The sequence below is a fragment of the Streptomyces sp. NPDC000404 genome (assembly GCF_040300365.1).
In the GTDB taxonomy this organism is placed as follows: domain Bacteria; phylum Actinomycetota; class Actinomycetes; order Streptomycetales; family Streptomycetaceae; genus Streptomyces; species Streptomyces ramulosus.
This window is the reverse complement of record NZ_JBEPDN010000005.1, coordinates 169840-192212: the sequence shown is the minus strand read 5'-3', so window position 1 is coordinate 192212 and position 22373 is coordinate 169840. Positions and strand designations below refer to the sequence as shown.

Annotated in this window: 20 protein-coding genes and 1 riboswitch; of the genes, 11 read left to right on the top strand and 9 right to left on the bottom strand. The window is 71.1% G+C overall.

Annotation, left to right across the window (positions count from 1 at the left end):
• The first annotated feature begins 12 nt into the window (after positions 1–12).
• From ABT345_RS11040 to ABT345_RS11030, 3 genes are all read left to right on the top strand, one after another.
• Entirely contained in the window at positions 13–516 is a 504-nt protein-coding gene (locus ABT345_RS11040; RefSeq protein ID WP_345086346.1) for a GNAT family N-acetyltransferase, read from the top strand.
• Positions 517–801: 285 nt separating this feature from the next.
• A complete protein-coding gene (locus ABT345_RS11035) occupies positions 802–1215 on the top strand; it encodes an ATP-binding protein (protein WP_143940718.1) in 414 nt (137 codons plus the stop codon).
• A gap of 43 nt (positions 1216–1258) precedes the next feature.
• Complete coding sequence (locus ABT345_RS11030; RefSeq protein ID WP_345086670.1) at positions 1259–2251, top strand: RNA polymerase sigma factor SigF; 993 nt, start codon at positions 1259–1261, stop codon at positions 2249–2251.
• Positions 2252–2318: 67 nt separating this feature from the next.
• Here ABT345_RS11030 and ABT345_RS11025 read toward each other — a convergent pair whose 3' ends face one another.
• Positions 2319–2777: a hypothetical protein gene (locus tag ABT345_RS11025; RefSeq protein ID WP_345086349.1), complete on the bottom strand. Its 459-nt coding sequence runs from the start codon at positions 2775–2777 to the stop codon at positions 2319–2321.
• A 130-nt stretch (positions 2778–2907) separates the two neighbouring features.
• Here ABT345_RS11025 and ABT345_RS11020 point away from each other — a divergent pair, with 130 nt between their 5' ends.
• Both ABT345_RS11020 and ABT345_RS11015 read left to right on the top strand, forming a co-directional pair.
• A complete protein-coding gene (locus tag ABT345_RS11020; RefSeq protein ID WP_345086351.1) occupies positions 2908–3891 on the top strand; it encodes a diacylglycerol/lipid kinase family protein in 984 nt (327 codons plus the stop codon).
• Positions 3892–4212: 321 nt separating this feature from the next.
• Positions 4213–4470, top strand: coding sequence for a WhiB family transcriptional regulator (locus ABT345_RS11015; RefSeq protein ID WP_003983230.1), 258 nt, complete (start codon positions 4213–4215; stop codon positions 4468–4470).
• A 170-nt stretch (positions 4471–4640) separates the two neighbouring features.
• Here ABT345_RS11015 and ABT345_RS11010 read toward each other — a convergent pair whose 3' ends face one another.
• Positions 4641–6110: a sensor histidine kinase gene (locus ABT345_RS11010; protein ID WP_345086672.1), complete on the bottom strand. Its 1470-nt coding sequence runs from the start codon at positions 6108–6110 to the stop codon at positions 4641–4643.
• Between the two features lie 894 nt (positions 6111–7004).
• Between ABT345_RS11010 and nagB the strand changes: the two genes are divergently transcribed.
• Positions 7005–7787: a glucosamine-6-phosphate deaminase gene (gene nagB / locus ABT345_RS11005; RefSeq protein ID WP_345086354.1), complete on the top strand. Its 783-nt coding sequence runs from the start codon at positions 7005–7007 to the stop codon at positions 7785–7787.
• A gap of 73 nt (positions 7788–7860) precedes the next feature.
• On the opposite strand, the gene ABT345_RS11000 is transcribed toward nagB, so the two are convergent.
• The 4 genes from ABT345_RS11000 to ABT345_RS10985 form a co-directional block, all read right to left on the bottom strand.
• Positions 7861–9450 (bottom strand): glycoside hydrolase family 3 protein, encoded by a 1590-nt coding sequence (locus ABT345_RS11000; protein WP_345086356.1) that lies wholly within the window; start codon positions 9448–9450, stop codon positions 7861–7863.
• Positions 9451–9460: 10 nt separating this feature from the next.
• A complete protein-coding gene (locus ABT345_RS10995; protein WP_345086358.1) occupies positions 9461–10291 on the bottom strand; it encodes a carbohydrate ABC transporter permease in 831 nt (276 codons plus the stop codon).
• A complete protein-coding gene (locus ABT345_RS10990) occupies positions 10288–11277 on the bottom strand; it encodes a carbohydrate ABC transporter permease (RefSeq protein WP_345086360.1) in 990 nt (329 codons plus the stop codon). The genes ABT345_RS10995 and ABT345_RS10990 overlap by 4 nt, the downstream gene beginning before the upstream one ends.
• Positions 11278–11417: 140 nt before the next feature.
• On the bottom strand, positions 11418–12686 hold the full coding sequence (locus ABT345_RS10985) for an extracellular solute-binding protein (RefSeq protein ID WP_465270453.1): 1269 nt from the start codon (positions 12684–12686) through the stop codon (positions 11418–11420).
• Between the two features lie 241 nt (positions 12687–12927).
• Between ABT345_RS10985 and ABT345_RS10980 the strand changes: the two genes are divergently transcribed.
• From ABT345_RS10980 to mctP, 3 genes are all read left to right on the top strand, one after another.
• Positions 12928–13689 carry a GntR family transcriptional regulator gene (locus ABT345_RS10980; RefSeq protein WP_345086362.1) on the top strand — a complete coding sequence of 254 codons (762 nt, stop codon included), beginning with the start codon at positions 12928–12930 and terminating at the stop codon, positions 13687–13689.
• A gap of 166 nt (positions 13690–13855) precedes the next feature.
• Positions 13856–14116, top strand: coding sequence for a DUF3311 domain-containing protein (locus ABT345_RS10975; protein WP_345086364.1), 261 nt, complete (start codon positions 13856–13858; stop codon positions 14114–14116).
• Complete coding sequence (mctP, locus tag ABT345_RS10970) at positions 14113–15780, top strand: monocarboxylate uptake permease MctP (protein WP_386459251.1); 1668 nt, start codon at positions 14113–14115, stop codon at positions 15778–15780. Before ABT345_RS10975 ends, mctP begins: the two co-directional genes overlap by 4 nt.
• 76 nt (positions 15781–15856) lie before the next feature.
• On the opposite strand, the gene ABT345_RS10965 is transcribed toward mctP, so the two are convergent.
• Complete coding sequence (locus ABT345_RS10965) at positions 15857–16444, bottom strand: Uma2 family endonuclease (RefSeq protein WP_345086366.1); 588 nt, start codon at positions 16442–16444, stop codon at positions 15857–15859.
• A gap of 129 nt (positions 16445–16573) precedes the next feature.
• A riboswitch (cobalamin riboswitch) is annotated at positions 16574–16730 on the top strand.
• 164 nt (positions 16731–16894) lie between these two features.
• Here ABT345_RS10965 and ABT345_RS10960 point away from each other — a divergent pair.
• Positions 16895–19321 (top strand): ribonucleoside-diphosphate reductase subunit alpha, encoded by a 2427-nt coding sequence (locus tag ABT345_RS10960; protein WP_386459254.1) that lies wholly within the window; start codon positions 16895–16897, stop codon positions 19319–19321.
• The gene (locus ABT345_RS10955; RefSeq protein ID WP_345086368.1) at positions 19321–20376 is read left to right on the top strand and encodes a ribonucleotide-diphosphate reductase subunit beta; all 1056 of its coding nucleotides are present in this window, start codon (positions 19321–19323) and stop codon (positions 20374–20376) included. The genes ABT345_RS10960 and ABT345_RS10955 overlap by 1 nt, the downstream gene beginning before the upstream one ends.
• A 74-nt stretch (positions 20377–20450) precedes the next feature.
• Here the strand turns inward: ABT345_RS10955 and def are convergent, their stop codons facing one another.
• Positions 20451–21092, bottom strand: coding sequence for a peptide deformylase (gene def, locus ABT345_RS10950; RefSeq protein ID WP_345086371.1), 642 nt, complete (start codon positions 21090–21092; stop codon positions 20451–20453).
• Between the two features lie 66 nt (positions 21093–21158).
• Positions 21159–22145: a tetratricopeptide repeat protein gene (locus ABT345_RS10945; RefSeq protein WP_345086374.1), complete on the bottom strand. Its 987-nt coding sequence runs from the start codon at positions 22143–22145 to the stop codon at positions 21159–21161.
• Between the last annotated feature and the right edge of the window lie 228 nt (positions 22146–22373).

Below are 22373 nucleotides of genomic sequence, written 5' to 3'. Positions count from 1 at the left end.
TAGCCTGGCGGCATGATCCGCGAAGCAGCCGTCGCCGACGTCCCCGTCATCCTGGCCATGATCCGCGAACTCGCCACGTACGAACGCGCCCCCGAGGCGGCGCAGGCGACCGAGCCGCAGCTCACCGAGGCGCTCTTCGGGCCGCAGCCCGCGGCCTTCGCGCTGATGGCCGAGGAGGACGGCGAGCCGGTGGGCTTTGCCCTGTGGTTCCGGAACTTCTCGACGTGGACGGGCACGCACGGTGTCTATCTGGAGGACCTCTACGTCCGCCCCGAGGCGCGCGGCGCGGGCCACGGCAAGGCGCTGCTGGCGGCGCTCGCGGAGATCTGCGTCGCCCGCGGCTACGAGCGTTTCGAGTGGTCCGTCCTGGATTGGAACGAACCGTCCATCGGCTTTTACCGGTCGATCGGCGCGCAGCCCATGGACGGATGGACGGTCTTCCGGCTCACTGGAAAGGAACTGCACGCCCTCGCGGACACCACGAGGGTCAACGGAGCGTCACCGTCGAGGATTTGACACCCTCAACCCCCTAGCCACTGTGCGTACTGGTGTGTTTACAATCAGTGACGACAGCGGTTCCGGGAGCCCCCGGATCCGTTCGCATTCCGGACGACGGCCGTGCTCCGTCCGGGCGACACCGGCCCGCGGATCGCGGTAGCGTCACAGCCGAACCCTGTGCTGCGCCGCGCCACCGCCCCTTCCTCGGGAGGACCGGCCGGACGCCCGGCGCGGCGCAGTGGCCACGCACATCAGCTCAACTCGTATCAGCTCAATCCAGCTTGTGCCACCTTGGAGGTGAGGGTGTCCCAGATCGCAGGCGAGCCCGGGACCCAGGACTTCGTGGAAGTCCGGCTGCCCGCTGCGGGTGCCTACCTTTCCGTGCTGCGTACGGCCACTGCCGGACTCGCAGCCCGCTTGGACTTCACCCTCGACGAGATCGAGGACCTGCGCATCGCGGTGGACGAGGCGTGCGCGATCCTGCTCCAGCAGGCCGTCCCCGGCTCCGTGCTGAGCTGCGTCTTCCGTCTCATCGACGACGCGCTGCAGGTGACCGTCTCGGCGCCGACCACCGACGGCCGCGCACCCGAGCGCGACACCTTCGCCTGGACGGTGCTCTCCGCACTGGCCGGCAAGGTCGACTCCGCCGTCGCCGAGGACCGTACGGTCACCATCAGCCTCTACAAGGAGCGCGGCGCCGGTCCCGGACCGTCATGACCGAACAGGGGGCCCCGTGAAAGATCTCGAACGCGGCGCGGGGATCGCGCCGGGTGCGACCATCCCGGACCAGCAGGCCCGGCCGCACCCGACGGGCGCGGACGACCCCGGCAGCCGGCCGGACGCAGCGGAGCAGGCAGAGCGGGCGGACCACATGGACGACAGCGAGCAGCAGGGCGAGCGGGCGCAGCACACGCCGCGCCCGCCCCAGGAGACCCCGGAGGAGCCGCAGGGCGCCCCGGAGCCCCCGCACGCCCACGAACCGGCACACGCCCACGACCCGCACGACCGCAGCGGTGCCCGGGCGATGTTCCACGAGCTGCGAAAGCTCCCCGACGGCTCCCCGGAGCGCGCGGAACTGCGCAACACCCTGGTGCAGATGCACCTCCCGCTGGTCGAGCACCTGGCCCGCAGGTTCCGCAACCGCGGCGAGCCCCTGGACGACCTCACCCAGGTCGCGACCATCGGCCTGATCAAGTCCGTCGACCGCTTCGACCCGGACCGCGGTGTGGAGTTCTCCACGTACGCGACGCCCACCGTCGTCGGCGAGATCAAGCGGCACTTCCGGGACAAGGGCTGGGCGGTCCGGGTGCCGCGCCGCCTCCAGGAGCTGCGGCTGTCGCTGACGACGGCGACCGCCGAGCTGTCCCAGCGGCACGGCCGGGCGCCGACCGTCCATGAGCTGGCGGAGCATCTGTCGCTCTCCGAGGAGGAGGTCCTGGAGGGCCTGGAGTCGGCGAACGCCTACTCCACCCTCTCGCTCGACGTCCCGGACACCGACGACGAGTCCCCCGCGGTGGCCGACACCCTCGGCGCGGAGGACGAGGCGCTGGAGGGCGTGGAGTACCGCGAGTCCCTCAAGCCGCTGCTGGAGGATCTGCCGCCGCGCGAGAAGAAGATCCTGCTGCTGCGGTTCTTCGGCAACATGACCCAGTCGCAGATCGCCCAGGAGGTCGGCATCTCGCAGATGCACGTCTCCCGGCTGCTGGCCCGCACCCTGGCCCAGCTGCGCGACCGTCTCCTCGTCGAGGAGTGAGGCCCCGGCCGTGACGGCCGAAGGGGCGGGATCCGTGCGGATCCCGCCCCTTCGCCGTTCCCGTCCGCTACTCCCGCGGGCCGATGCCGAGCGCCACCGTCGCCGTCGGGTTGACCAGCAGCCCGAGGACGGTGAACGCGGCGACCGCCAGCGCGACACCGGCCGCGATCAGCGCACCGCCGGCGCTGATCAGCGTCCAGGCGACGGGCAGCGCCACGATCTGGGTGATCATCGAGGGGCCGCGGCTCCAGCGGCGCAGCAGCCACAGCCCGCGGGCCGCCGCCAGCGGCAACAACGCCAGCGCGAGCACGGTCACGGCGCCCGTGACGGCCTGCTGCGGACTGTCGGGCGAACCGGTGACGCCCTCGATCAGCAGGGAGACGCCGAGGGCCGCCAGCGCGACGCCCTCCACGGCGGTGAGCACCGCGGCGGCGCTCAGCCGGGCCGGGCGCGGTCCGGGCTGCTCGGGGGCCGCGGGCGCGGCGGCGGCCTGGCGTGCGGACTTCTTCTGCTGCTTACTGCTCACCCCAGCAGGGTAGCGCCGCCCCGCGGCCCGCCGGCCGCCCCCGGCCCACCGCACCGGACGGCGCCGCGCCCCCGCCCCCGGGGGAGGTGCGTCGCCGGAGCGGTACCTGCAGGTAGGTACGCTGGCGGTCATGCGCGCGCTTCTCGTGGTCAATCCCGCTGCCACCACCACCAGTGCCCGCACCCGTGACGTTCTGGCCCATGCGCTCGCCAGCGATCTCGATCTGACGGTCGCCGAGACCCGCTACCGCGGCCACGCCCGCGACCTCGCCCGGCAGGCCGCCGAGGACGGCAGGACCGAGCTGGTGGTGGCGCTCGGCGGCGACGGCACCGTCAACGAGGTCGTCAACGGCCTGCTGACGCACGGCCCCGACCCGGATTCCCACCCCCGCCTGGCCGTGGTGCCCGGCGGCTCCACCAACGTCTTCGCCCGCGCGCTCGGCCTGCCGAACGACGTCGTGGAGGCGACCGGCGCCCTGCTGGACGCGCTCCGGGACGGCAGCGAGCGCACGGTGGGCCTGGGGCACGCGGCGGGCACCCGCGGCAGCGAGGACGAAGGTGTCCCGGGGCGCTGGTTCACCTTCTGCGCCGGGTTCGGCTTCGACGCCGGGGTGGTCGGCCGCGTCGAACAGCAGCGCGAGCGCGGCAAGCGGTCGACGCACGCCCTCTACGTCCGTCAGGTCGTCCGGCAGTTCCTGGGCGACCAGAACCGCCGGGAGGGCACCATCACGCTGGAGCGCCCGGCCGCGGACGGCGGCGCCCCGGAGGTCACCGACGGCCTGGTGATGTCGATAATCTGCAACACCGCACCCTGGAGCTACCTGGGCAATCGCCCGCTCTACCCGCTCCCGGACGCCTCGTTCGACACCGCGCTGGACGTCTTCGCGCTGAGCCGCCTCTCGCCCGCCGCGGTGACCCGTTACGCGACCCAGCTGCTGACGTCCACCCCGGAGCGCGGCCCCCACGGCAAGCACGCACTGTCACTCCACGACCTGACGGCCTTCACCTTGCATTCACAGGCGCCACTGCCCTTTCAGATGGACGGAGACCACCTCGGACTGCGTACGAGTGTGACGTTCACAGGCGTACGCCGTGCACTGCGTGTGATTGTGTGAGCAGTAGGGCCTAAAGTCCTTTCACTCGAACGTTTAGGCTGACTTCCACCCCCTAGAAGTACGGCTGTGACCTAGGCGACACCAAGGAATCAAAAAAAAGTTTCCGGTAGGGGTTGTATCCGTCGCCGAGGTTTGCGAGTCTCTTCATGGCGATCGGGACGGCCACTTCATCCGGCCCCCTTGAGAGCCCGAATCCCCTCCTCATTCCACAGGACCGCACCAGTTTGTCGACTGGCATTCGGCCCTTCCCCTGCGGAGGGATTCGTGAAAGCGTTCACATTCACAAGCAACGTTCCCGTTATACGAGGAGATGGAGCAGCCATGGACTGGCGTCACCGCGCCGTTTGCCGCGAAGAAGACCCCGAGCTCTTCTTCCCCATCGGCAACACCGGTCCTGCGCTCCTGCAGATCGAGGAAGCCAAGGCCGTCTGCCGCCGCTGCCCCGTCATGGAGCAGTGCCTGCAGTGGGCGCTCGAGTCCGGCCAGGACTCCGGCGTCTGGGGTGGTCTGAGTGAGGACGAGCGCCGCGCGATGAAGCGCCGTGCAGCTCGCAACCGGGCGCGCAACGCCAGCGCCTGACACAGACTCCCCGTGGCCCCCGAGCCGCAGCGCGCAGTACCCCCGATGCGCAGAGCAACGTGAGCTTTGAGCCCCGGACCATCCGATGGTCCGGGGCTTACTGCTGTGCGGACCGCTTCCGCACGGGCCGCCGCGCCGCTCCCCCGGCGGCCGCGGGCCGCCCGCCCCGGTCAGCTCTTCTCGGGCCGGACCGGTACGTCGAGAAGCACCCGCGTCCCGCCCTCGGCGCCGCGCACCATGTCGAACGCGCCGCCCAACTCCCCTTCCACCAGGGTCCGTACGATCTGGAGCCCCAGGTTTCCGGCGCTGTGCGGGTCGAAGCCCTCGGGCAGCCCGCGGCCGTTGTCCTGGACGGTGACCAGCAGCCGGGGTTCGGTGCGGCTGCCGCCACGGACCGCGCCGACCTCGACCGCGCCCTGTTCCCCCTCGTCGAAGGCGTGCTCCAGGGCGTTCTGCAGGATCTCGGTCAGCACCATCGACAGCGGGGTGGCGACCTCCGCGTCGAGGATGCCGAAGCGGCCGGTGCGGCGGGTGGTGACCTTGCCGGGGGAGATCTCGGCGACCATCGCGAGGACCCGGTCCGCGATCTCGTCGAACTGGACGCGTTCGTCGAGGTTCTGCGACAGCGTCTCGTGGACGATCGCGATCGAGCCGACCCGGCGCACCGCCTCGTCCAGCGCCTCGCGGCCCTTGGCCGAGTCCATCCGGCGGGACTGGAGGCGCAGCAGCGCGGCGACGGTCTGGAGGTTGTTCTTCACCCGGTGGTGGATCTCCCGGATGGTGGCGTCCTTGGTGATCAATTCCCGTTCGCGGCGGCGGAGTTCGGTGACGTCGCGCAGCAGCACCAGCGAGCCGCTGTGGGTGCCCTTGGGCTTGAGCGGGATCGCCCGCAGCTGGATCACCCCCTCCTCGCCCTCCACCTCGAACTCCCTGGGCGCCCAGCCGCTGGCCAGCTTGACCAGCGCCTCGTCGACCGGGCCGCGGGCGGGCGCCAGCTCGGCGGTGGTGCGGCCGAGGTGGTGGCCCACCAGGTCGGCGGCGAGGCCCAGGCGGTGGTAGGCGGAGAGCGCGTTGGGGCTGGCGTACTGGACGACGCCGTCCGCATCGAGCCTGATCAGGCCGTCGCCGGCGCGTGGCGAGGCGTCCATGTCGACCTGCTGGGCCGGGAACGGAAACGTTCCGGCAGCGATCATCTGGGCGAGGTCGGAGGCGCTCTGGAGGTAGGTCAGCTCCAGGCGGCTGGGGGTGCGGACGGTGAGGAGGTTGGTGTTGCGGGCGATCACGCCCAGCACCCGGCCCTCGCGGCGCACCGGGATGGACTCGACGCGGACCGGCACCTCCTCGCGCCACTCCGGGTCGCCCTCGCGGACGATCCGCCCCTCGTCCAGCGCGGAGTCCAGCATCGGGCGCCGGCCCCGGGGCACGAGGTGGCCGACCATGTCGTCCTGGTAGGAGGTGGGCCCGGTGTTCGGGCGCATCTGGGCCACCGACACATAGCGGGTCCCGTCGAGGGTGGGCACCCACAGCACCAGGTCGGCGAAGGACAGATCGGACAGCAGCTGCCATTCCGAGACGAGCAGGTGCAGCCACTCGAGGTCGGAGTCGCTCAGAGCGGTGTGCTGGCGTACGAGATCGTTCATGGAGGGCACGCCAGCGAGCCTACCGGCGTACGGTGTCCCTGTTCTTCCCGTGTTCTCCGCAGGGAAGGCTTCCCGTGGGGCGACCGTCCCCCGGGCGGGGCGGCACGGATCTTTCGCCCCGCATGGGCATGGACAGATCAGAATGGTCTAGTCCACAATGTTTTCTGCTACAGACTTCCGCTCTCCCCGCACAGGAGGGCGGATCGAGACCGGCGCGTTCTCTGCCCTGACTACGCGGCGGTCTCCGATCGACCGGTTCCCCGGCGGGCGCCACCCCTACCGCACTCGGGGTGCCCGACCGCCCCGCGGAACCGGCCGATGAAGCTCCGGGCTGCGGTGCCGGACAGGTTGAGGGTCCTGTCCCGGCGCCGCGGCCCGCGGGTGTTTCCGGGCCCGGATGCGCCGGCGGACGGGCCCCGGACCTGCCGGGCGGGGCGGATCTGGCGTTGATCCCCCGTTGACGGCCTTTTGATTCCGCGCCCCCATGCTGGAAGCAGATCACCGAACGACCTCCTCCTCCCGGTCGCCCGCCTGCTTCCCCCCGGGCGACCGCCGGGTGCGTCGCCGGGCCACCCGTTCCCCGTCGGGCAAGCCCGGCGACGCACCCCTTTTTTCCGGGCGCGCGTATTCCCCGCCTCTTTTCCGGTGCCGCTCGGCGGCCCCCCATTCCCCCTTCCCCGTAAGGGAATTACGGAATTCCGTACGCCCGGGACCGGACGGCGCATAAACGCAGTGTGGAAGATTCGGTACGGAGAGTGGAATACGTGGGCGGGCGGGGAATTCGGGGCCGATTCACGGCGGGAGGAGGGCTTCCGGGAGCCGGGTCCGGGGGTGACCCCTCTGATAGATTGGTCTATACCACCAGACTCCATTCTTCAGAACGGCAGGCCACGCGTGGAAGTTGTCATCGTTCCGGACGCCACCGCAGGCGGCAGGCTCATCGCCGACGCCCTCGCCGCCCTGGTGCGCCGCAAGCCCGACGCGCTGCTCGGTGTCGCCACCGGCTCGACCCCGCTGCCCATCTACGAAGCGCTCGCCGCGCAGGTCGCGTCCGGTGCGGTGGACGCCTCGCGGCTCCGCGTCTGCCAGCTCGACGAGTACGTCGGGCTGCCCGCCGGGCACCCCGAGTCCTACCGTTCGGTGGTGCTGCGCGAGGTCGTCGAGCCGCTCGGGATCGACAAGGGGTCCTTCCTGGGGCCCGACGGCAGCACCGACGACATCCCGGCGGCGTGCGCGGCGTACGACGAGGCGCTGCGGGCGGCCGGCGGGGTGGACCTCCAGATCCTCGGGATCGGCACGGACGGTCACATCGGCTTCAACGAGCCGTGCTCCTCGCTCGCGTCGCGCACCCGGATCAAGACGCTGACGCAGCAGACCCGCGAGGACAACGCGCGGTTCTTCGACAGCCTCGACGAGGTGCCGCACCACGTCATCACGCAGGGCATCGGCACGATCCTGGAGGCCCGGCACCTGGTGCTGCTGGCGACCGGCGCGGGCAAGGCGCACGCCGTGGCGCAGGCGGTCGAGGGCCCGGTCGCCGCGGTGGTGCCGGCCTCCGCGCTCCAGCTGCACCCGCACGCCACGGTCGTCGTCGACGAGGCCGCCGCATCGGAGCTGAAGCTCGCGGACTACTTCCGGGCGACGTACGCGGCCAAGCCGGAGTGGCAGGGCCTGTAAACCAGCTGCTCACGGCGACGGCCGGGGCGCTCCCCCCACGCGGGAGCGTCCCGGCCGCCGGTCTGTGGCGGCGTCAGCCGTCGGCCGCCGTGCCCGTCAGCGCCTCGGCCGCGGCGCGGGCGCAGACCCGGGCGGCGCCGTGGGTGGCGAGGTGGAGCGCCCCGCACGGCTCCGCCTGCGGGACGCCCATCTCGACGACGACGGTGTCCGGGCGGGCGGCCACCAGCGCGCCGAGCGCCGCGGCCATCCAGGGGTGCCGGTGCGCATCGCGGACGACGGCGACCACCCGGCGCCGCCCGGCCCCGGTGAGCACCGCGGCGACCAGCCGGTCGGTGCCCTCGGCGGTGGCCCGCTCGGCGCCGTACGCGGTCGTGGTCGTGCCGGGCAGCAGCCGGGTCAGTTCGGCGGCGACGCCCCAGGGGGTCTCGTCGCCGACGGCGATGTTGGCGACGGGGGTGAACGCGGCGACGTGCACCGGCCCGGTGAGCGGGGTGAACGGCTCCCGGGCGGTGCGGCGCAGCGCGCGGCGGGCGGCCGACAGCCCGGGTGCGGGCGCGGCCCCCTCCACCGCGCCCGCACCCGGAGCCGGTGCGTTGGGGGTCGCCGTGCCCGGGGCGTCCGCGCCGCGGGCCTGCCGGACCCACCCCGCCAGGGCGCGCACCCGGGCCGCGGCGTCCGCCAGCCGTTCCTCCGGCAGATCGCCGTCGCGGACCGCCCGGACCAGCGCGTCGCGCAGCCGGTCCACGGTGGCCTCGTCACAGAGTCCGCCGCCCACGCAGAGCGCGTCGGCGCCGGCGGCGAGGGCCAGGACGCTGCCGCGTTCGATGCCGTACGCGGCGGAGATGGCGCGCATCTCGATGCCGTCGGTGACGATCAGCCCGTCGAAGCCGAGGCCGCCCTCGGCTTCGGGGGCGCGCAGCAGACCGTGCAGGGCGGCCGGGCTGAGGGTGGCCGGGCGGTGCGGGTCCAGGGCCGGCAGCAGGATGTGGGCGCTCATGACGGCCCGGGTGCCCGCGGCGACGGCGGCGCGGAACGGCACCAGCTCCCGCTCCCGCAGCGTGGCGAGGTCCACGCCGACGCGCGGCAGGTCGTGGTGGGAGTCGACGGCGGTGTCGCCGTGGCCGGGGAAGTGCTTGGTGCAGGCGGCGACCCCGGCGGACTGGAGGCCTTCGACGTAGGCGGCGGTGTGCCGGGCGACCAGCGCCGGGCTGTCGCCGAAGGAGCGGACGCCGATGACCGGGTTGCCCGGGTCGGAGTTGACGTCCGCGCAGGGCGCCCAGTTGAGGTTGATGCCGCAGGCGGCGAGGCGGGCGCCCAGGTCGCGGGCGACGGCGCGGGTGAGCGCCGGGTCGTCGACGGCGCCGAGCGCGAGGTTGCCCGGGTAGGAGGAGCCGGTGCGGACCTCCAGGCGGGTGACGTCGCCGCCCTCCTCGTCCACGGCGACCAGCACGTCGTCGCGGACCGCGCGCAGCTGGGCGGTGAGGGCGGCGAGCTGGTCCGGGCCCTCGACGTTGCGGCCGAAGACGGCGACGGCGGCGAGGCCCTCGTCGAGGCGGCGCAGCACCCAGTCGGGGGCGGTGGTGCCGCGGAAGCCGGGCTGGAGGACGGCGAGCGCGTCGCGGGTGAGGGCGTCGGTGGCCGCGCGGGTACGGGTGGTGCTCATGGGGTCCGCCTCATCCCTTCACGGCGCCGGAGGTGAGGCCGCCGACGGCCTTGCGCTGGAGGAAGAGGAAGAGGACCAGGATCGGCACGGCGAAGATCGACGCGGCGGCCATGGTGGCGCCCCAGTCGTCGCCGAACTGGCTCTGGAACTGCGACAGCCACAGCGGCAGGGTCCCCTTGGCCGGTTCCTTGTTGAGGACGAGGACCAGCGGGAACTCGTTCCAGGCGGTGATGAAGCCGAAGAGCGAGGTGGCCATCAGACCGGGGGCGAGCAGCGGGAAGACGACCTTGGTGAACGCCTGGCGGCGCGAGCAGCCGTCGACCATCGCCGACTCCTCCAGCTCCTTGGGCACGGCGGCGACGTAGCCGCGCAGCGTCAGGAGGGTGAAGGGCAGCACCATCAGCATGTAGAAGGCGGTCAGCGGGACGAGGCTGTTCAGCATGTCGGCGTCGCGGACGATCATGTAGATCGAGATGACCATGACCTCCCAGGGCGCCATCTGCGCGACCATGAAGACCAGCAGCGTCGCCTTGCGGCCCTTGAACCGCATGCGGGTCAGCGCGAAGGCGGCGCAGAGCGCGATGAGCAGCGAGAGGCCGACGGCGAGGGCGGTGACGAGGAGGGAGTTGCCCGCCAGCGTCCAGAAGTCGGGGGCGCCCACCGCGGTCGCGAAGTGCTGGAGGGTGCCGTGCAGCGGGAACCACACGGGGACGTCGCTGATGATGTCGCCGGTCGGCTTGAACGCCGTGTTGAACATCCAGTAGACGGGGAAGACGAAGCCGATGGCGAGGACGATCGCCGTCGCGTTGGGCCAGATCCGGCCGGCGAGCGAGCGCTTCACAGCTCGTCCTCCTCTTGCTTGAGCGTCAGACGCAGGTAGTACGCGGTCACGGCGAGCAGCACGGCGATGGTGAGCAGGGAGATCGCGGCGCCCATGCCGAAGTGGAGGTTGCCGACGCCCTCGGTGAACGCGTAGATCGGCAGGGTCTCGGTGAGCCGGTCCGGACCGCCCTTGTTGATGGCGAAGATCTGCGGGAACGCCTTGAAGACCCAGATGACCTCCAGGAACGTCGTGGCGAGGAAGAACGGCTTGAGGAAGGGGAAGGTCACGGTGGTGAAGACCTTCCAGGTCCCGGCGCCGTCCATCCGGGCCGCCTCGTACAGCTCCTTGGGGATGGTCGTGGTCGCGGCGTAGAGGTTGAGCGCCACGAAGGGCAGGGACTGCCAGACGATCAGCAGGGTGATGACGAAGAAGGTGGAGAGCTGGGTGCCGACCCAGTCGTAGTGGGCCATGGAGTGCCAGCCGAGCTGGTCCAGGACCCAGTTGACGACGCCGTAGCGGGAGTCGAAGAGCCACTGGAAGACGGTGGTGGCGGCGATGACCGGCATCGCCCAGGCCAGCACCAGCGCGACGGAGAGCACGAGGCGCATCTTCTTGCCGAGCCGGGCCAGGAGCAGTCCGACGAGGACGCCCAGCACCATGATCAGCACGACGTTGACGGCGGTGAAGACGAGGGTGCGGACGGTGACCCGCCAGAACTCCTCGTTGCCCAGGATCTCCTGGAAGTTGCCGGCGCCCCGCCAGACCGTCAGGTGCTGGATCAGCTCCTTCATGTTGAGGGTCTGGAAGGAGAGCAGGATGTTGCGGACCATCGGCCAGCCGAGGAAGACGGCGGTGGCCAGCAGGGCGGGGAGCAGCAGGAGATAGGGCGCGGCTCTGCCGGTGCGGCTTGACCTGGTGCCGGTGGCGCGGCCGGACGGCGGCGCACCGCCTTTGCCGATGCGCGGCGCCCTCTTGTCCACCGCGTCGTCGAGCTGCACTGCCATGGCCGTTCGCTCCCCTTCGTACCGATGTCGCGCGCGTTGCGGTGCCTGCGTACGGGCCGGGCGTACGGGCCGTACGGAGGCCGGGTCCGCGAAGGGGCGCCCCCGGGAATCGGGCGGCGCCCCCTCCGCGGCTGCTGCCCCTACTTCTGGGCGAGCCGCTTGTTGATCTCCGGCTCGACGGCCTTGGCGGCGTCGTCGGCGGTCTTACCGTTCAGCACGGCGGTCATGTAGTTCTTGATCGGGTTCGGGACGTTCTCGACGGCCGCCCACTCCGGGATGAGCGGGGTGGTGCCGCCGGACTTCGCGGCCGCGGGGGCCGCCGCCTCGGCCGCCGGGTTGCCCTTCGTGGCGCTCGCCAGGTCGGGGGACTTGGGGCTCCAGCCGACCTCCTTGACCATCTGCGCGTCGTTCTTCTTCGACAGCGCGATCTTGAGGAACTCCTTGGCGAGGTCCTGCTTGGTGCTGCCGCCGGCGACCGCGAGGTTGGAGCCGCCGAGGAAGACGCCCTCGGGCTTGTCGGCGGTCTCACCGGGGATGGTGAAGAAGCCGATGTCGTCCTTGATGTCCGGGTTGGCCTTGATCGCGGTGGCCGCCTCGTAGCCCATGGCGATGATGGCGCCGGTCTTGCCCTTGGCGAAGACCTCGGCCTGCTGCGGCGTCGCCTCGTCCTTGTTCTTGGGGGCGTCGCTGAAGGACTGGTAGGTCTTGTAGATGTCCATCGCCTTGGCGACCTTGGGGTCGGCGAGGTTGGAGACCCACTTGCCGCCGCTCTTCTTGACGAGGTCGGCGCCGGTGCCGATGGTCAGGCCGTCGAAGAAGTACCAGTTCTGGCCGGGCAGGTAGAGCGGTTCGGCGTCGGTCTTCTTGCCGATGGTGTCGAACGCCTTGAAGAGTTCGGTGCGCGTCGTGGGGAGGTCCTTGATCCCGGCCTTCGCCCAGATCTTCTTGTTGTACATCACGACGCGGTTGCCGGCGTACCACGGGAGGGCGTACTGCTTCCCGTCGGCCATCGCCGCCTTGTTGAAGGAGTCGCTCCAGTCGGCGCCGATCTGCTTCTTGAGGTCACCGAGTTCGAGCAGGGCGCCGGCCTTGGCGTAGGCGGCGGTCTGGGTGTTGCCGATCTCGACGACGTCGGGCGGGCTGTCCTCGGACAGCGCGGTGGTCAGCTTCTGCTGGATGCCTTCCCACTGCTGGACCTTGAAGTCGACGGTGGCGCCGGTCTTCTTCTCGAATTCCTTGGAGACCTGGGCCGTCCACTGTGACGGGTTGGAACCCGACATCACCCACACGGTCAGCTTCTGGCCCTTGAAGCCGTCCGCGCCGTTCCCGCTGCCGTCGCTGGACCCACAGGCAGCGACACTCATCAGCATTCCCGCGACCGCGGTCGCTGCTATGAGTCCACGCTTCATTGCGCTCTCCCCTAGAGGCCGGGTGTGGTCTTTAATGGTTTAGACCAGTGCCCGCAGCTTGGCCTAGACCTTTTGGGGTGTCAAGGGTGTATAAGAGTCGCTGTCGGCTCCGTTACCGGACCGACATCTGCCGGGTGCGGGCCCGCGGAAGGGCCCGGCGACCACGCCCGTGCCACGATGTGAGGCGCAAGGTACGGAGGAGCCGGTGACGGCAGCACGACAGAGGGCGGAAGGGCGGGTCATGCAGACCGACGGGGGCAGCGCGGAGAACGGCACCACGGCCACACGCAGCGCCCGCGTACCCAAGTATTACCGTCTCAAAAGGCACTTGCTGGAGATCACCGAAACCCTGCCGCCGGGCACGCCGGTGCCGCCGGAGCGGGCGCTGGCCGCGGAGTTCGACACCTCCCGCACCACGGTCCGCCAGGCCCTCCAGGAGCTGGTGGTCGAGGGCCGGCTGGAGCGCATCCAGGGCAAGGGCACCTTCGTCGCCAAGCCGAAGGTCTCCCAGGCGCTGCAACTGACCTCCTACACCGAGGACATGCGCGCCCAGGGGCTGGAGCCCACCTCGCAGCTGCTGGACATCGGCTACGTCACCGCCGACGACCGGCTGGCCGAACTGCTGGACATCGCCGCCGGCGGCCGGGTGCTGCGCATCGAGCGGCTGCGGCTGGCCAGCGGCGAGCCGATGGCCATCGAGATCACCCATCTGTCCGCCAAGCGCTTCCCGGCGCTGCGCCGCAACCTCGTCAAGTACACCTCGCTCTACACCGCGTTGGCCGAGGTCTACGACGTGCGGCCGGCCGAGGCGGAGGAGACCATCGAGACCTCGCTGGCCACCCCGCGCGAGGCGGGGCTGCTGGGCGCGGACGTCGGGCTGCCGATGCTGATGCTCTCCCGCCATTCGCGTGACGCCGAGGGCCGTCCGGTCGAGTGGGTCCGCTCGGTCTACCGCGGCGACCGCTACAAGTTCGTGGCCCGGCTGAGCCGTCCGGTGGAGTGACACGCCCGGCGCGTCGCACGGGCGCGCGGCGGCCTCCCACGCGCCCTCAAGGGCCGCTCCGATGGCCGCCGTTGCCGTACCGATATGCGGACACCTAGTGACGGCTGACGCGAACCTGCCATAGATTTCCAGCCCATCGCAGGAGATCGTCAGGGACGGAGCGGCCATGCCGGAGCACGACGGAACACCCCCTTCCAGACAGGTCGTCACACCGACGCGCGTGGTGGCCGGACTCTGCCTGATCGCCCCCTTCGTGGCGATGCTCTGGGTGGGCTCGTACGCGAAGATCGAGCCGACGCTCATCGGCATCCCGTTCTTCTACTGGTACCAGATGCTGTGGGTGCTGATCTCCACGGCGCTGACGATGGTCGCGTACAAGCTGGTCCAGCGGGAGAACCGCGCACGTAAGGGCGGTGCGGCCAAGTGACGCTCCCCTCCTCCGCGCTCGCCGCGGCCGGCGCCGAGGGCGTCAACGGCGTCGCCCTCACCGTCTTCGTCCTCTTCTTCATCGCCGTCACCGTCATGGGCTTCCTCGCGGCCCGCTGGCGCAAGGCCGAGCAGTCCGCCAACCTCGACGAATGGGGGCTGGGCGGCCGCAGCTTCGGCACCTGGGTGACGTGGTTCCTGCTCGGCGGCGACCTCTACACCGCGTACACCTTCGTGGCCGTCCCCGCCGCGATCTACGCGGCGGGCGCCTCCGGCTTCTTCGCGGTGCCGTACACGATCCTCGTGTACCCGCTGATCTTCACCTTCCTGCCCCGCCTCTGGTCCGTCTCACACAAGCACGGCTACGTCACCACCTCCGACTTCGTGCGCGGACGCTTCGGTTCGAAGGGCCTGTCGCTGGCCGTCGCGCTGACCGGCATCCTGGCGACGATGCCGTACATCGCCCTCCAACTCGTCGGAATCCAGGCGGTCCTGGACGTGATGGGCGTCGGTGGCGGCGAGGACACCAACTGGTTCGTCAAGGACCTGCCGCTGCTGATCGCCTTCGCGGTGCTCGCCGCGTACACCTACTCCTCCGGCCTGCGCGCCCCGGCGCTGATCGCGTTCGTCAAGGACGGGCTGATCTACCTGGTCATCGCCGTCGCGATCGTCTACATCCCGATCAAGCTCGGCGGGTTCGACGCGATCTTCCACGCGGCGGGCAAGGCGTTCGCCGAACCGGGCCCGACCGGCAAACCCCGCGGTGAGCTGGCCAGCGGCCCCAACAGTCAGTGGGCGTACGCCACGTTGGCGCTCGGCTCGGCGCTCGCGCTGTTCATGTATCCGCACTCGATCACCGCGACGCTCTCCTCCCGCAGCCGCAACGTGATCCGCCGCAACACCACGATCCTGCCGCTGTACTCGCTGATGCTGGGCTTCCTCGCGCTGCTCGGCTTCATGGCGATCAAGGCGGGCACCGAGACCCACGGCAACGCCCAACTCGCCATCCCGCAGCTCTTCGAGGACATGTTCCCGAGCTGGTTCACCGGCGTGGCGTTCGCCGCGATCGGCATCGGCGCGCTGGTGCCCGCCGCGATCATGTCCATCGCCGCGGCCAACCTCTTCACCCGCAACGTCTACAAGGACTTCGTCAAACCCGGCGCCACGCCCGAGCAGGAGCACAAGGTCGCGAAGCTGGTGTCGCTGCTGGTGAAGGTCGGTGCGCTGGTCTTCGTCCTGAGCATGGACAAGACCGTGGCGATCAACTTCCAGCTGCTGGGCGGCATCTGGATCCTGCAGACCATGCCGTCGCTGGTCGGCGGCCTGTTCACCCGCTGGTTCCACCGCTGGGCGCTGCTGGCCGGCTGGGCGGTCGGCATGGTCTACGGCACGCTCGCCGCCTACGGCGTGGCGAGCCCGACGCAGGCCCACTTCGGCGGCTCCAGCGCGGAGATCCCCGGCATCGGCCAGATCGGCTACATCGGCCTGACCGCGTTCGTCCTCAACGTCGTGGTGACGGTCGTCCTCACCGTCGTCCTGCGCGCCCTCAAGGCCCCCGAGGGCACCGACGAGACCAGCCCCGGCGACTACACCGCGGACGTCGGCGACGCAGGCGTCACCCCGGACCTCCCGCCCGCCACGGCGGACGTCCCGGCGGGCCGCTGAGCCCCGGACACGCCGCTTCCGCCGCAGGCCGCCGCATCCCTTTGGGGGTGCGGCGGCCTGTTGCTTCGAGCCGGGGTCAGCTCACCCAGTCCTTGAGCGGCTCGGTCTCCAGCGTGATGTTCACCGGGTCCGGCAGCTGGAGCGGCTTGCCGAACGGGACGGTGTGGGCGTCCTCGTAACGGGAGCCGTCCGGCTCGCTGAAGAGGGTCACCTCGCAGGTCTCCCGGTCGATCAGCAGGCAGAGCGGGATCCCGGACTCCGCGTAGGCGCGCGGCTTCTCCACCCGGTCGCGGCGGTCGGTGTCCCCGTCGTGGGAGGTGACCTCGACGACCATCAGCACGGGGTCGGGATCGGCCCACTCGCCCTGCCCGACGAACGCGTCACTGGCCGCGAGGGAACCGTCCGGGCGCGCTCGCCCACTGCGGTACGTCTCGACTTTGAGGCCCTGGTCGGGGTTGAGCCACAGCTCGGGCCGGTGCTGCATGCAGATGCGCGTCAGCCACTGGATGATCCGCCCGTGGTCCCCGTCCGGCACGGCCTTGCTCCTGATCTTCCCGTTGATGAGTTCCAACCGCGCGCCTTCTTCCGCCCGGTCGATTATCCGGGCGGCTTCCTCGAAGTAATCGGTGAGCGTGCCGTGCGGCCGGTCGATGAGCGCGGTCACGGGAGCCTCCTCGTGCGTCGCCAAGCCCTGCAGGGACTGCGGTACCGACGATATCCGAGACCGCTGACAGTCACCGCCCGCCGCCACACCGCACTAGATATGGGGGTGCGCTCAAGACCCCACCACCACATGTATGCTCGTCCTCGCTGTCGCCGCAGGGGAATCCGGTGTGAGTCCGGAACTGTCCCGCAACGGTGTACGAGAGCGCAGATATCCCATGATGTCGACCGGCCCGGCCGGTGTGCGCCCCGTGAGTCCGAAGACCTGCCGATGGTACGTCCGCGCCGCCTTGGCCGGACGTCGAGATGTCCGGGCCCCGAGGGATGGGCCGGTGGACGCCGCGCGGGTCGCCGCGCGCCCGCGCACCCCGAGTGCCGCCGGGCGCCGCCGCCTGCCGCGGCCGTCCGTCGCGCCTCCCTCCGGCCCCCGCCGAGTGAGGGAGAGCACCACGTGACCACCGCGCCACCGCAGTCCGCGACCGACGCCGAGGCCGCAGCGCTTGAGACGGCCACGTTCCCCGCCGGCGTCCCCGGCCAGGATCCGCCCGGCACCGCCCTGCTGCGCACCCTGACCGAGCTGACCGCCGACCTGACCGCCACCGACCCGGGCAAGGTCGCCGCCGCCGCGCTCCGCGGCCGCCACCCCGGCTCCGACGAGGCCGGGCTGCGGGAGCTGGCGATCGACGCCGCCGCCGGGCTGATCGGCGACGAGCCGCAGTACTCCAAGCTCGCCGCGCGCCTGCTGACCCTCGCCATCGCCGAGGAGGCCGCGGCCGAGGGCGCCGTCTCGTTCTCCGCGTCGGTCGCAACAGGCCACCGCGAGGGCCTGATCGCCGACTCCACCGCCGCGTTCGTCGCCACCCACGCCGCCGAGCTGGACGCCCTCGTCACCCGGGCGCTGGCCGACGGCGCCGACGACCGCTTCGGCTACTTCGGGCTGCGCACCGTCCACTCCCGCTACCTGCTGCGCCACCCCACCACCCGGCAGGTCATCGAGACCCCGCAGCACTTCCTGCTCCGGGTCGCCTGCGGGCTGGCCGAGGACGACTCGGCGCGGGCGCTGGCCGACGTCGCCGAGCTGTACCGCCTGACCAGCTCGCTGTCGTACCTGCCCTCCTCCCCCACCCTCTTCAACTCCGGCACCCGCCATCCGCAGATGTCGTCCTGCTATCTGCTGGACTCGCCGCTGGACGAGCTGGACTCGATCTACGACCGCTACCACCAGGTCGCCCGGCTCTCCAAGCACGCCGGCGGCATCGGCCTCTCGTACTCCCGTATCCGGGCCCGCGGTTCGCTGATCCGCGGCACCAACGGGCACTCCAACGGCATCGTGCCGTTCCTGCGGACGCTCGACGCCTCCGTCGCGGCGGTCAACCAGGGCGGCCGGCGCAAGGGCGCCGCCTGCGTCTACCTGGAGACCTGGCACGCGGACATCGAGGAGTTCCTGGAGCTGCGCGACAACACCGGCGAGGAGGCGCGGCGCACCCACAACCTCAACATCGCGCACTGGATCCCCGACGAGTTCATGCGCCGCGTCGAGGCCGACGCCGACTGGTCGCTGTTCTCCCCCTCGGACGCGCCGGAGCTGGTCGACCTGTGGGGCGAGGAGTTCGACGCCGCGTACCGCAGGGCGGAGGCCGAGGGCCGCGCCACCAAGCAGGTCCCGGCGCGGGTGCTGTACTCCCGGATGATGCGGACGCTGGCGCAGACCGGCAACGGCTGGATGACCTTCAAGGACCACGCCAACCGCACCGCCAACCAGACCGCCGAGCCCGGCAGGGTCGTCCACTCCTCCAACCTCTGCACCGAGATCCTGGAGGTCACCGACGACGGCGAGACCGCGGTCTGCAACCTCGGCTCCGTCAACCTCGCCGCCCACCTCGGCGATGTGGCGGCCGGCTGGGAGCACGCGATGGACTGGGAGCGCCTCGACGCCACCGTCCGCACCGCCGTGACCTTCCTCGACCGCGTGGTGGACATCAACTTCTACCCGACCGAGCAGGCGGCGGCCTCCAACTCCCGCTGGCGTCCGGTGGGTCTGGGCCTGATGGGCCTCCAGGACGTCTTCTTCCGGCTGCGGCTGCCGTTCGACTCGCCCGAGGCGCGCGCGCTGTCCACCCGGATCTCCGAGCGGATCATGCTCGCCGCGTACGAGGCGTCCGCGGACCTCGCCGAGCGGCACGGCCCGCACCAGGCGTGGCCGGCGACCCGTACCGCCCGCGGCGTGCTCCACCCCGACCACTACCCGGACGCCGAACCGCTCTGGGCGGACCGCTGGGCCGCGCTGCGCGCCCGCGTCGCCGCGACCGGTATGCGCAACTCGCTGCTGCTGGCGATCGCCCCGACCGCGACGATCGCCTCCATCGCGGGCGTCTACGAATGCATCGAGCCGCAGGTCTCCAACCTCTTCAAGCGCGAGACCCTGTCGGGCGAGTTCCTCCAGGTCAACGCGTACCTGATCGAGGAGCTGAAGGCGCTGGGGCTGTGGGACGCCCGCACCCGGGACGCGCTGCGCGACGCCAACGGCTCGGTCCAGGACGTCGCGTGGATCCCCGAGGAGACCCGTGCGCTGTACCGCACCGCCTGGGAGATCCCGCAGCGCGCCCTGATCGACATGGCCGCGGCCCGTACGCCGTACCTCGACCAGAGCCAGTCGCTGAACCTCTTCATGGCGTCGCCGACCATCGGCAAGCTCAGCTCGATGTACGCCTACGCCTGGAAGCGCGACATCAAGACCACGTACTACCTGCGCTCGCGTCCGGCGACCCGGATCGCGCAGTCCGCCCGCGCGGCCGTCCCCGCGCAGCTGCCGCAGGCCGACCCCGAGGCGGTCGCCTGCTCCCTGGAAAACCCCGAGTCCTGCGAGGCCTGCCAGTAATGACCGCCGTCCCCGAAACCCACGCCGCCGCCGCGCACACCGCCACCACCGGCACGAAGAACCTCCTCGACCCGGGCTTCGAGCTGACCCTGCGGCCCATGCGGTACCCGGACTTCTACGACCGCTACCGCGACGCGATCAAGAACACCTGGACCGTCGAGGAGGTCGACCTCCACTCCGACGTCGCCGACCTCGCCAAGCTCTCCCCGGGCGAGCAGCACCTGATCGGCCGTCTGGTGGCGTTCTTCGCCACCGGTGACTCGATCGTCGCCAACAACCTGGTGCTGACGCTGTACAAGCACATCAACTCCCCCGAGGCGCGGCTCTACCTGAGCCGGCAGCTCTTCGAGGAGGCCGTGCACGTCCAGTTCTATCTGACGCTGCTCGACACCTATCTGCCCGACCCGGACGACCGCGCCGCCGCGTTCGCCGCCGTCGAGAACATCCCGTCCATCCGGGAGAAGGCGGAGTTCTGCTTCCGCTGGATGGACTCCGTCGAGTCCCTCGACCGCCTGGAGTCCAAGGCCGACCGCCGCCGCTTCCTCCTCAACCTCATCTGCTTCGCCGCCTGCATCGAGGGCCTGTTCTTCTACGGCGCGTTCGCCTACGTGTACTGGTTCCGCTCCCGCGGCCTGCTGCACGGCCTGGCCACCGGCACCAACTGGGTGTTCCGCGACGAGACGATGCACATGGACTTCGCATTCTCGGTCGTCGACACCGTCCGCAGCGAGGAGCCGGACCTCTTCGACGCTGAGCTGGAGCAGCAGGTCACCGCGATGCTGAAGGAAGCCGTCGAGGCGGAGCTGCAGTTCGCGCACGACCTGTGCGGGGACGGCCTGCCGGGCATGAACACCGCGTCGATGCGCGAGTACCTGCAGTGCGTCGCCGACCAGCGCCTGCAGCGGCTGGGCTTCGCGCCGGTCTTCGGCTCGGAGAACCCGTTCTCCTTCATGGAGCTGCAGAACGTCCAGGAGCTGACGAACTTCTTCGAGCGCCGGGCATCGGCCTACCAGGTCGCCGTCGAGGGTTCGGTCTCGTTCGACGACGACTTCTGAGCCGGTAGCTCACCTACGACGAGCGGCCCGCGGACGGGGATTCCGTCCGCGGGCCGCTCGGCACATCCGGCAGGTCAGTCGTTGGCGACGACGGGGTAGCGCGGCTCCTGCTCGGCCATCTGCTTCAGCGCGCCCTTCCGCTCCCGCTTGGAGAGGCGGTCGATGTAGAGGTAGCCGTAGAGGTGGTCGGTCTCGTGCTGGAGGCAGCGCGCGAAGTAGCCGGTGCCCTCGACGGAGATCGGGTTGCCCTTGGCGTCCTGGCCGCGGACGACGGCGTAGTCGGGGCGGGCCAGCTCGGCGTAGGCGCCCGGCACCGACAGGCAGCCCTCGTTGGAGTCGTCCAGCACCCGGCGGGCGGCCGGGAGTTCGTCGAGGACGGGGTTGCAGACCGCGCCGACGTGGCGGACGCCGTTGTCGTCCGGGCAGTCGTAGACGAAGACCTTGAGGTCCACACCGATCTGGTTGGCGGCCAGGCCGACGCCCTCGGCGGTGCGCTGGCTGGCGAACATGTCGTCGATCAGCTGCGCCAGCTCGTCGCCGAACTCCGTGACGTCCTGGCACTCCTTGTGGAGCACGGGGTTGCCGACAACCGTGATCGGCCGGGACGTACCCCGCTCACGGTGCGCGAGCTCCCGCTCCGCCGCGTCCGTCGTGTCGTCGACGAACTCGTCCACGCGCTGCTCACCGTCTTGATCAAACACAGGCTGCTGGGCCATCTCCGCCGTACGCCTTCCTTGGAACCCTGATTAGTCGCCCTCCAGCCTACGGGGGCGCCGCGGCGGTCAGCAGACCTCTTCCAGATCACGCCACTCGCGGGTGTCCGGACTGTCCGCGACCCAGCCGTCCAGCAGCCCGCGCACCAGGGCGGCGGGCGCCGCTATGCCGCACTCCCGCTCGGGCACCCAGAGCGATCCGGAACCCGCGGTGCGGTGGCCGAGCGGCCCGGGGTGGCCGGGCTCGCTGTGGTCGTGCGGATCGAGGTGCTCGCCGTCGCCCTCGTCGCTGGGCATGCTCGACTCCGAACACGTACGGCACAGCAGCCGCACCGACGACGACCAGTCCTCGGCGGCGAACCCGGCGTCCGCCGCCAGCCGCTCCAGCGCGTCCCGGTCCGCCTCGGTGGCGGCCTCCAGCAGGACGACCCAGGTGGGGACGGGCGACGGCGCCCACAGCTCGATCTCGTCGAAGACCGGGTACGAAGGGCCCGCGGCGGTGGTGCGCTCGCCGTGCGGGACGCCGTCGTGCAGCACCACCTCGCCCCAGCGGCGGCCGGAGGACGGCAGCGGGATGGACAGCACCTCGATGCGGGCCGGGTCGAGGCGGCGGCCCCAGACGACCTCCGCCTCGCCCTCGGGCGACAGCCGCACGGCGGCGCTGCCCAGCGCCATCTGGGACGGCTCGCTCTGGGTGACACCGCTGCCGGGGACCTTCAGGCCGTACGCCTGCCAGGCGCGGCGGGCCAGCGGCCAGTCCTGGAGGGCGGTGGCGGCGATGCCGACGTTCCACCAGTCGGGCGCGCCCGGGGAGCGGTCCAGCAGGGCCACCGCGCGCAGCCCCGCGGCCCTGGCCTGCTCCCAGTCGTGCCGGAATTTGTGCAGCAGGGCGAGGTTGAACCAGGACTCCGAGAGCCAGGGCTCCATGTCGGCGGCGCGCGTCAGCAGCGCGCCCGCGTCGTCGTAACGGCCGTCGCCGATCAGCGTGAAAGCCCGGTCGGTCGCCTGCCGCCACGAGGCGGAGGGCCGGTGCCGTACCTTGCCGAAGATCTTCACGATTCCCGCCTGCTGGTTGCTCGATGCCGCTGGAGGTGGTGTCCCGAGCGGCGCCCGGGGCCACCCGGGCGCCCACTGGCAACCTGCCACAGAACGCCGTCGGCCTCAGCGTCTTCGCCGGGGCCCCTGCGGCTCCCTTGCCCTGCGTGCTCCCCCTGAATCCCCTTGGCGGGGCTTCCTTCGCATCCAACCATGCCCATCTCGGCAGGCGCTCATTACCCATGGGTT

What these genes read in the sequence shown, in the direction of transcription:
- ABT345_RS11040 (WP_345086346.1), top strand. Translation starts at nt 13, where the DNA reads ATGATCCGCGAAGCAGCCGTCGCCGACGTCCCCGTCATCCTGGCCATG.
- ABT345_RS11020 (WP_345086351.1), top strand. Translation starts at nt 2,908, where the DNA reads ATGCGCGCGCTTCTCGTGGTCAATCCCGCTGCCACCACCACCAGTGCC.
- ABT345_RS11015 (WP_003983230.1), top strand. Translation starts at nt 4,213, where the DNA reads ATGGACTGGCGTCACCGCGCCGTTTGCCGCGAAGAAGACCCCGAGCTC.
- ABT345_RS11010 (WP_345086672.1), bottom strand. Translation starts at nt 6,110, where the DNA reads ATGAACGATCTCGTACGCCAGCACACCGCTCTGAGCGACTCCGACCTC.
- ABT345_RS11000 (WP_345086356.1), bottom strand. Translation starts at nt 9,450, where the DNA reads ATGAGCACCACCCGTACCCGCGCGGCCACCGACGCCCTCACCCGCGAC.
- ABT345_RS10990 (WP_345086360.1), bottom strand. Translation starts at nt 11,277, where the DNA reads ATGGCAGTGCAGCTCGACGACGCGGTGGACAAGAGGGCGCCGCGCATC.
- ABT345_RS10985 (WP_465270453.1), bottom strand. Translation starts at nt 12,686, where the DNA reads ATGAAGCGTGGACTCATAGCAGCGACCGCGGTCGCGGGAATGCTGATG.
- ABT345_RS10980 (WP_345086362.1), top strand. Translation starts at nt 12,928, where the DNA reads ATGCAGACCGACGGGGGCAGCGCGGAGAACGGCACCACGGCCACACGC.
- ABT345_RS10975 (WP_345086364.1), top strand. Translation starts at nt 13,856, where the DNA reads ATGCCGGAGCACGACGGAACACCCCCTTCCAGACAGGTCGTCACACCG.
- ABT345_RS10955 (WP_345086368.1), top strand. Translation starts at nt 19,321, where the DNA reads ATGACCGCCGTCCCCGAAACCCACGCCGCCGCCGCGCACACCGCCACC.
- def (WP_345086371.1), bottom strand. Translation starts at nt 21,092, where the DNA reads ATGGCCCAGCAGCCTGTGTTTGATCAAGACGGTGAGCAGCGCGTGGAC.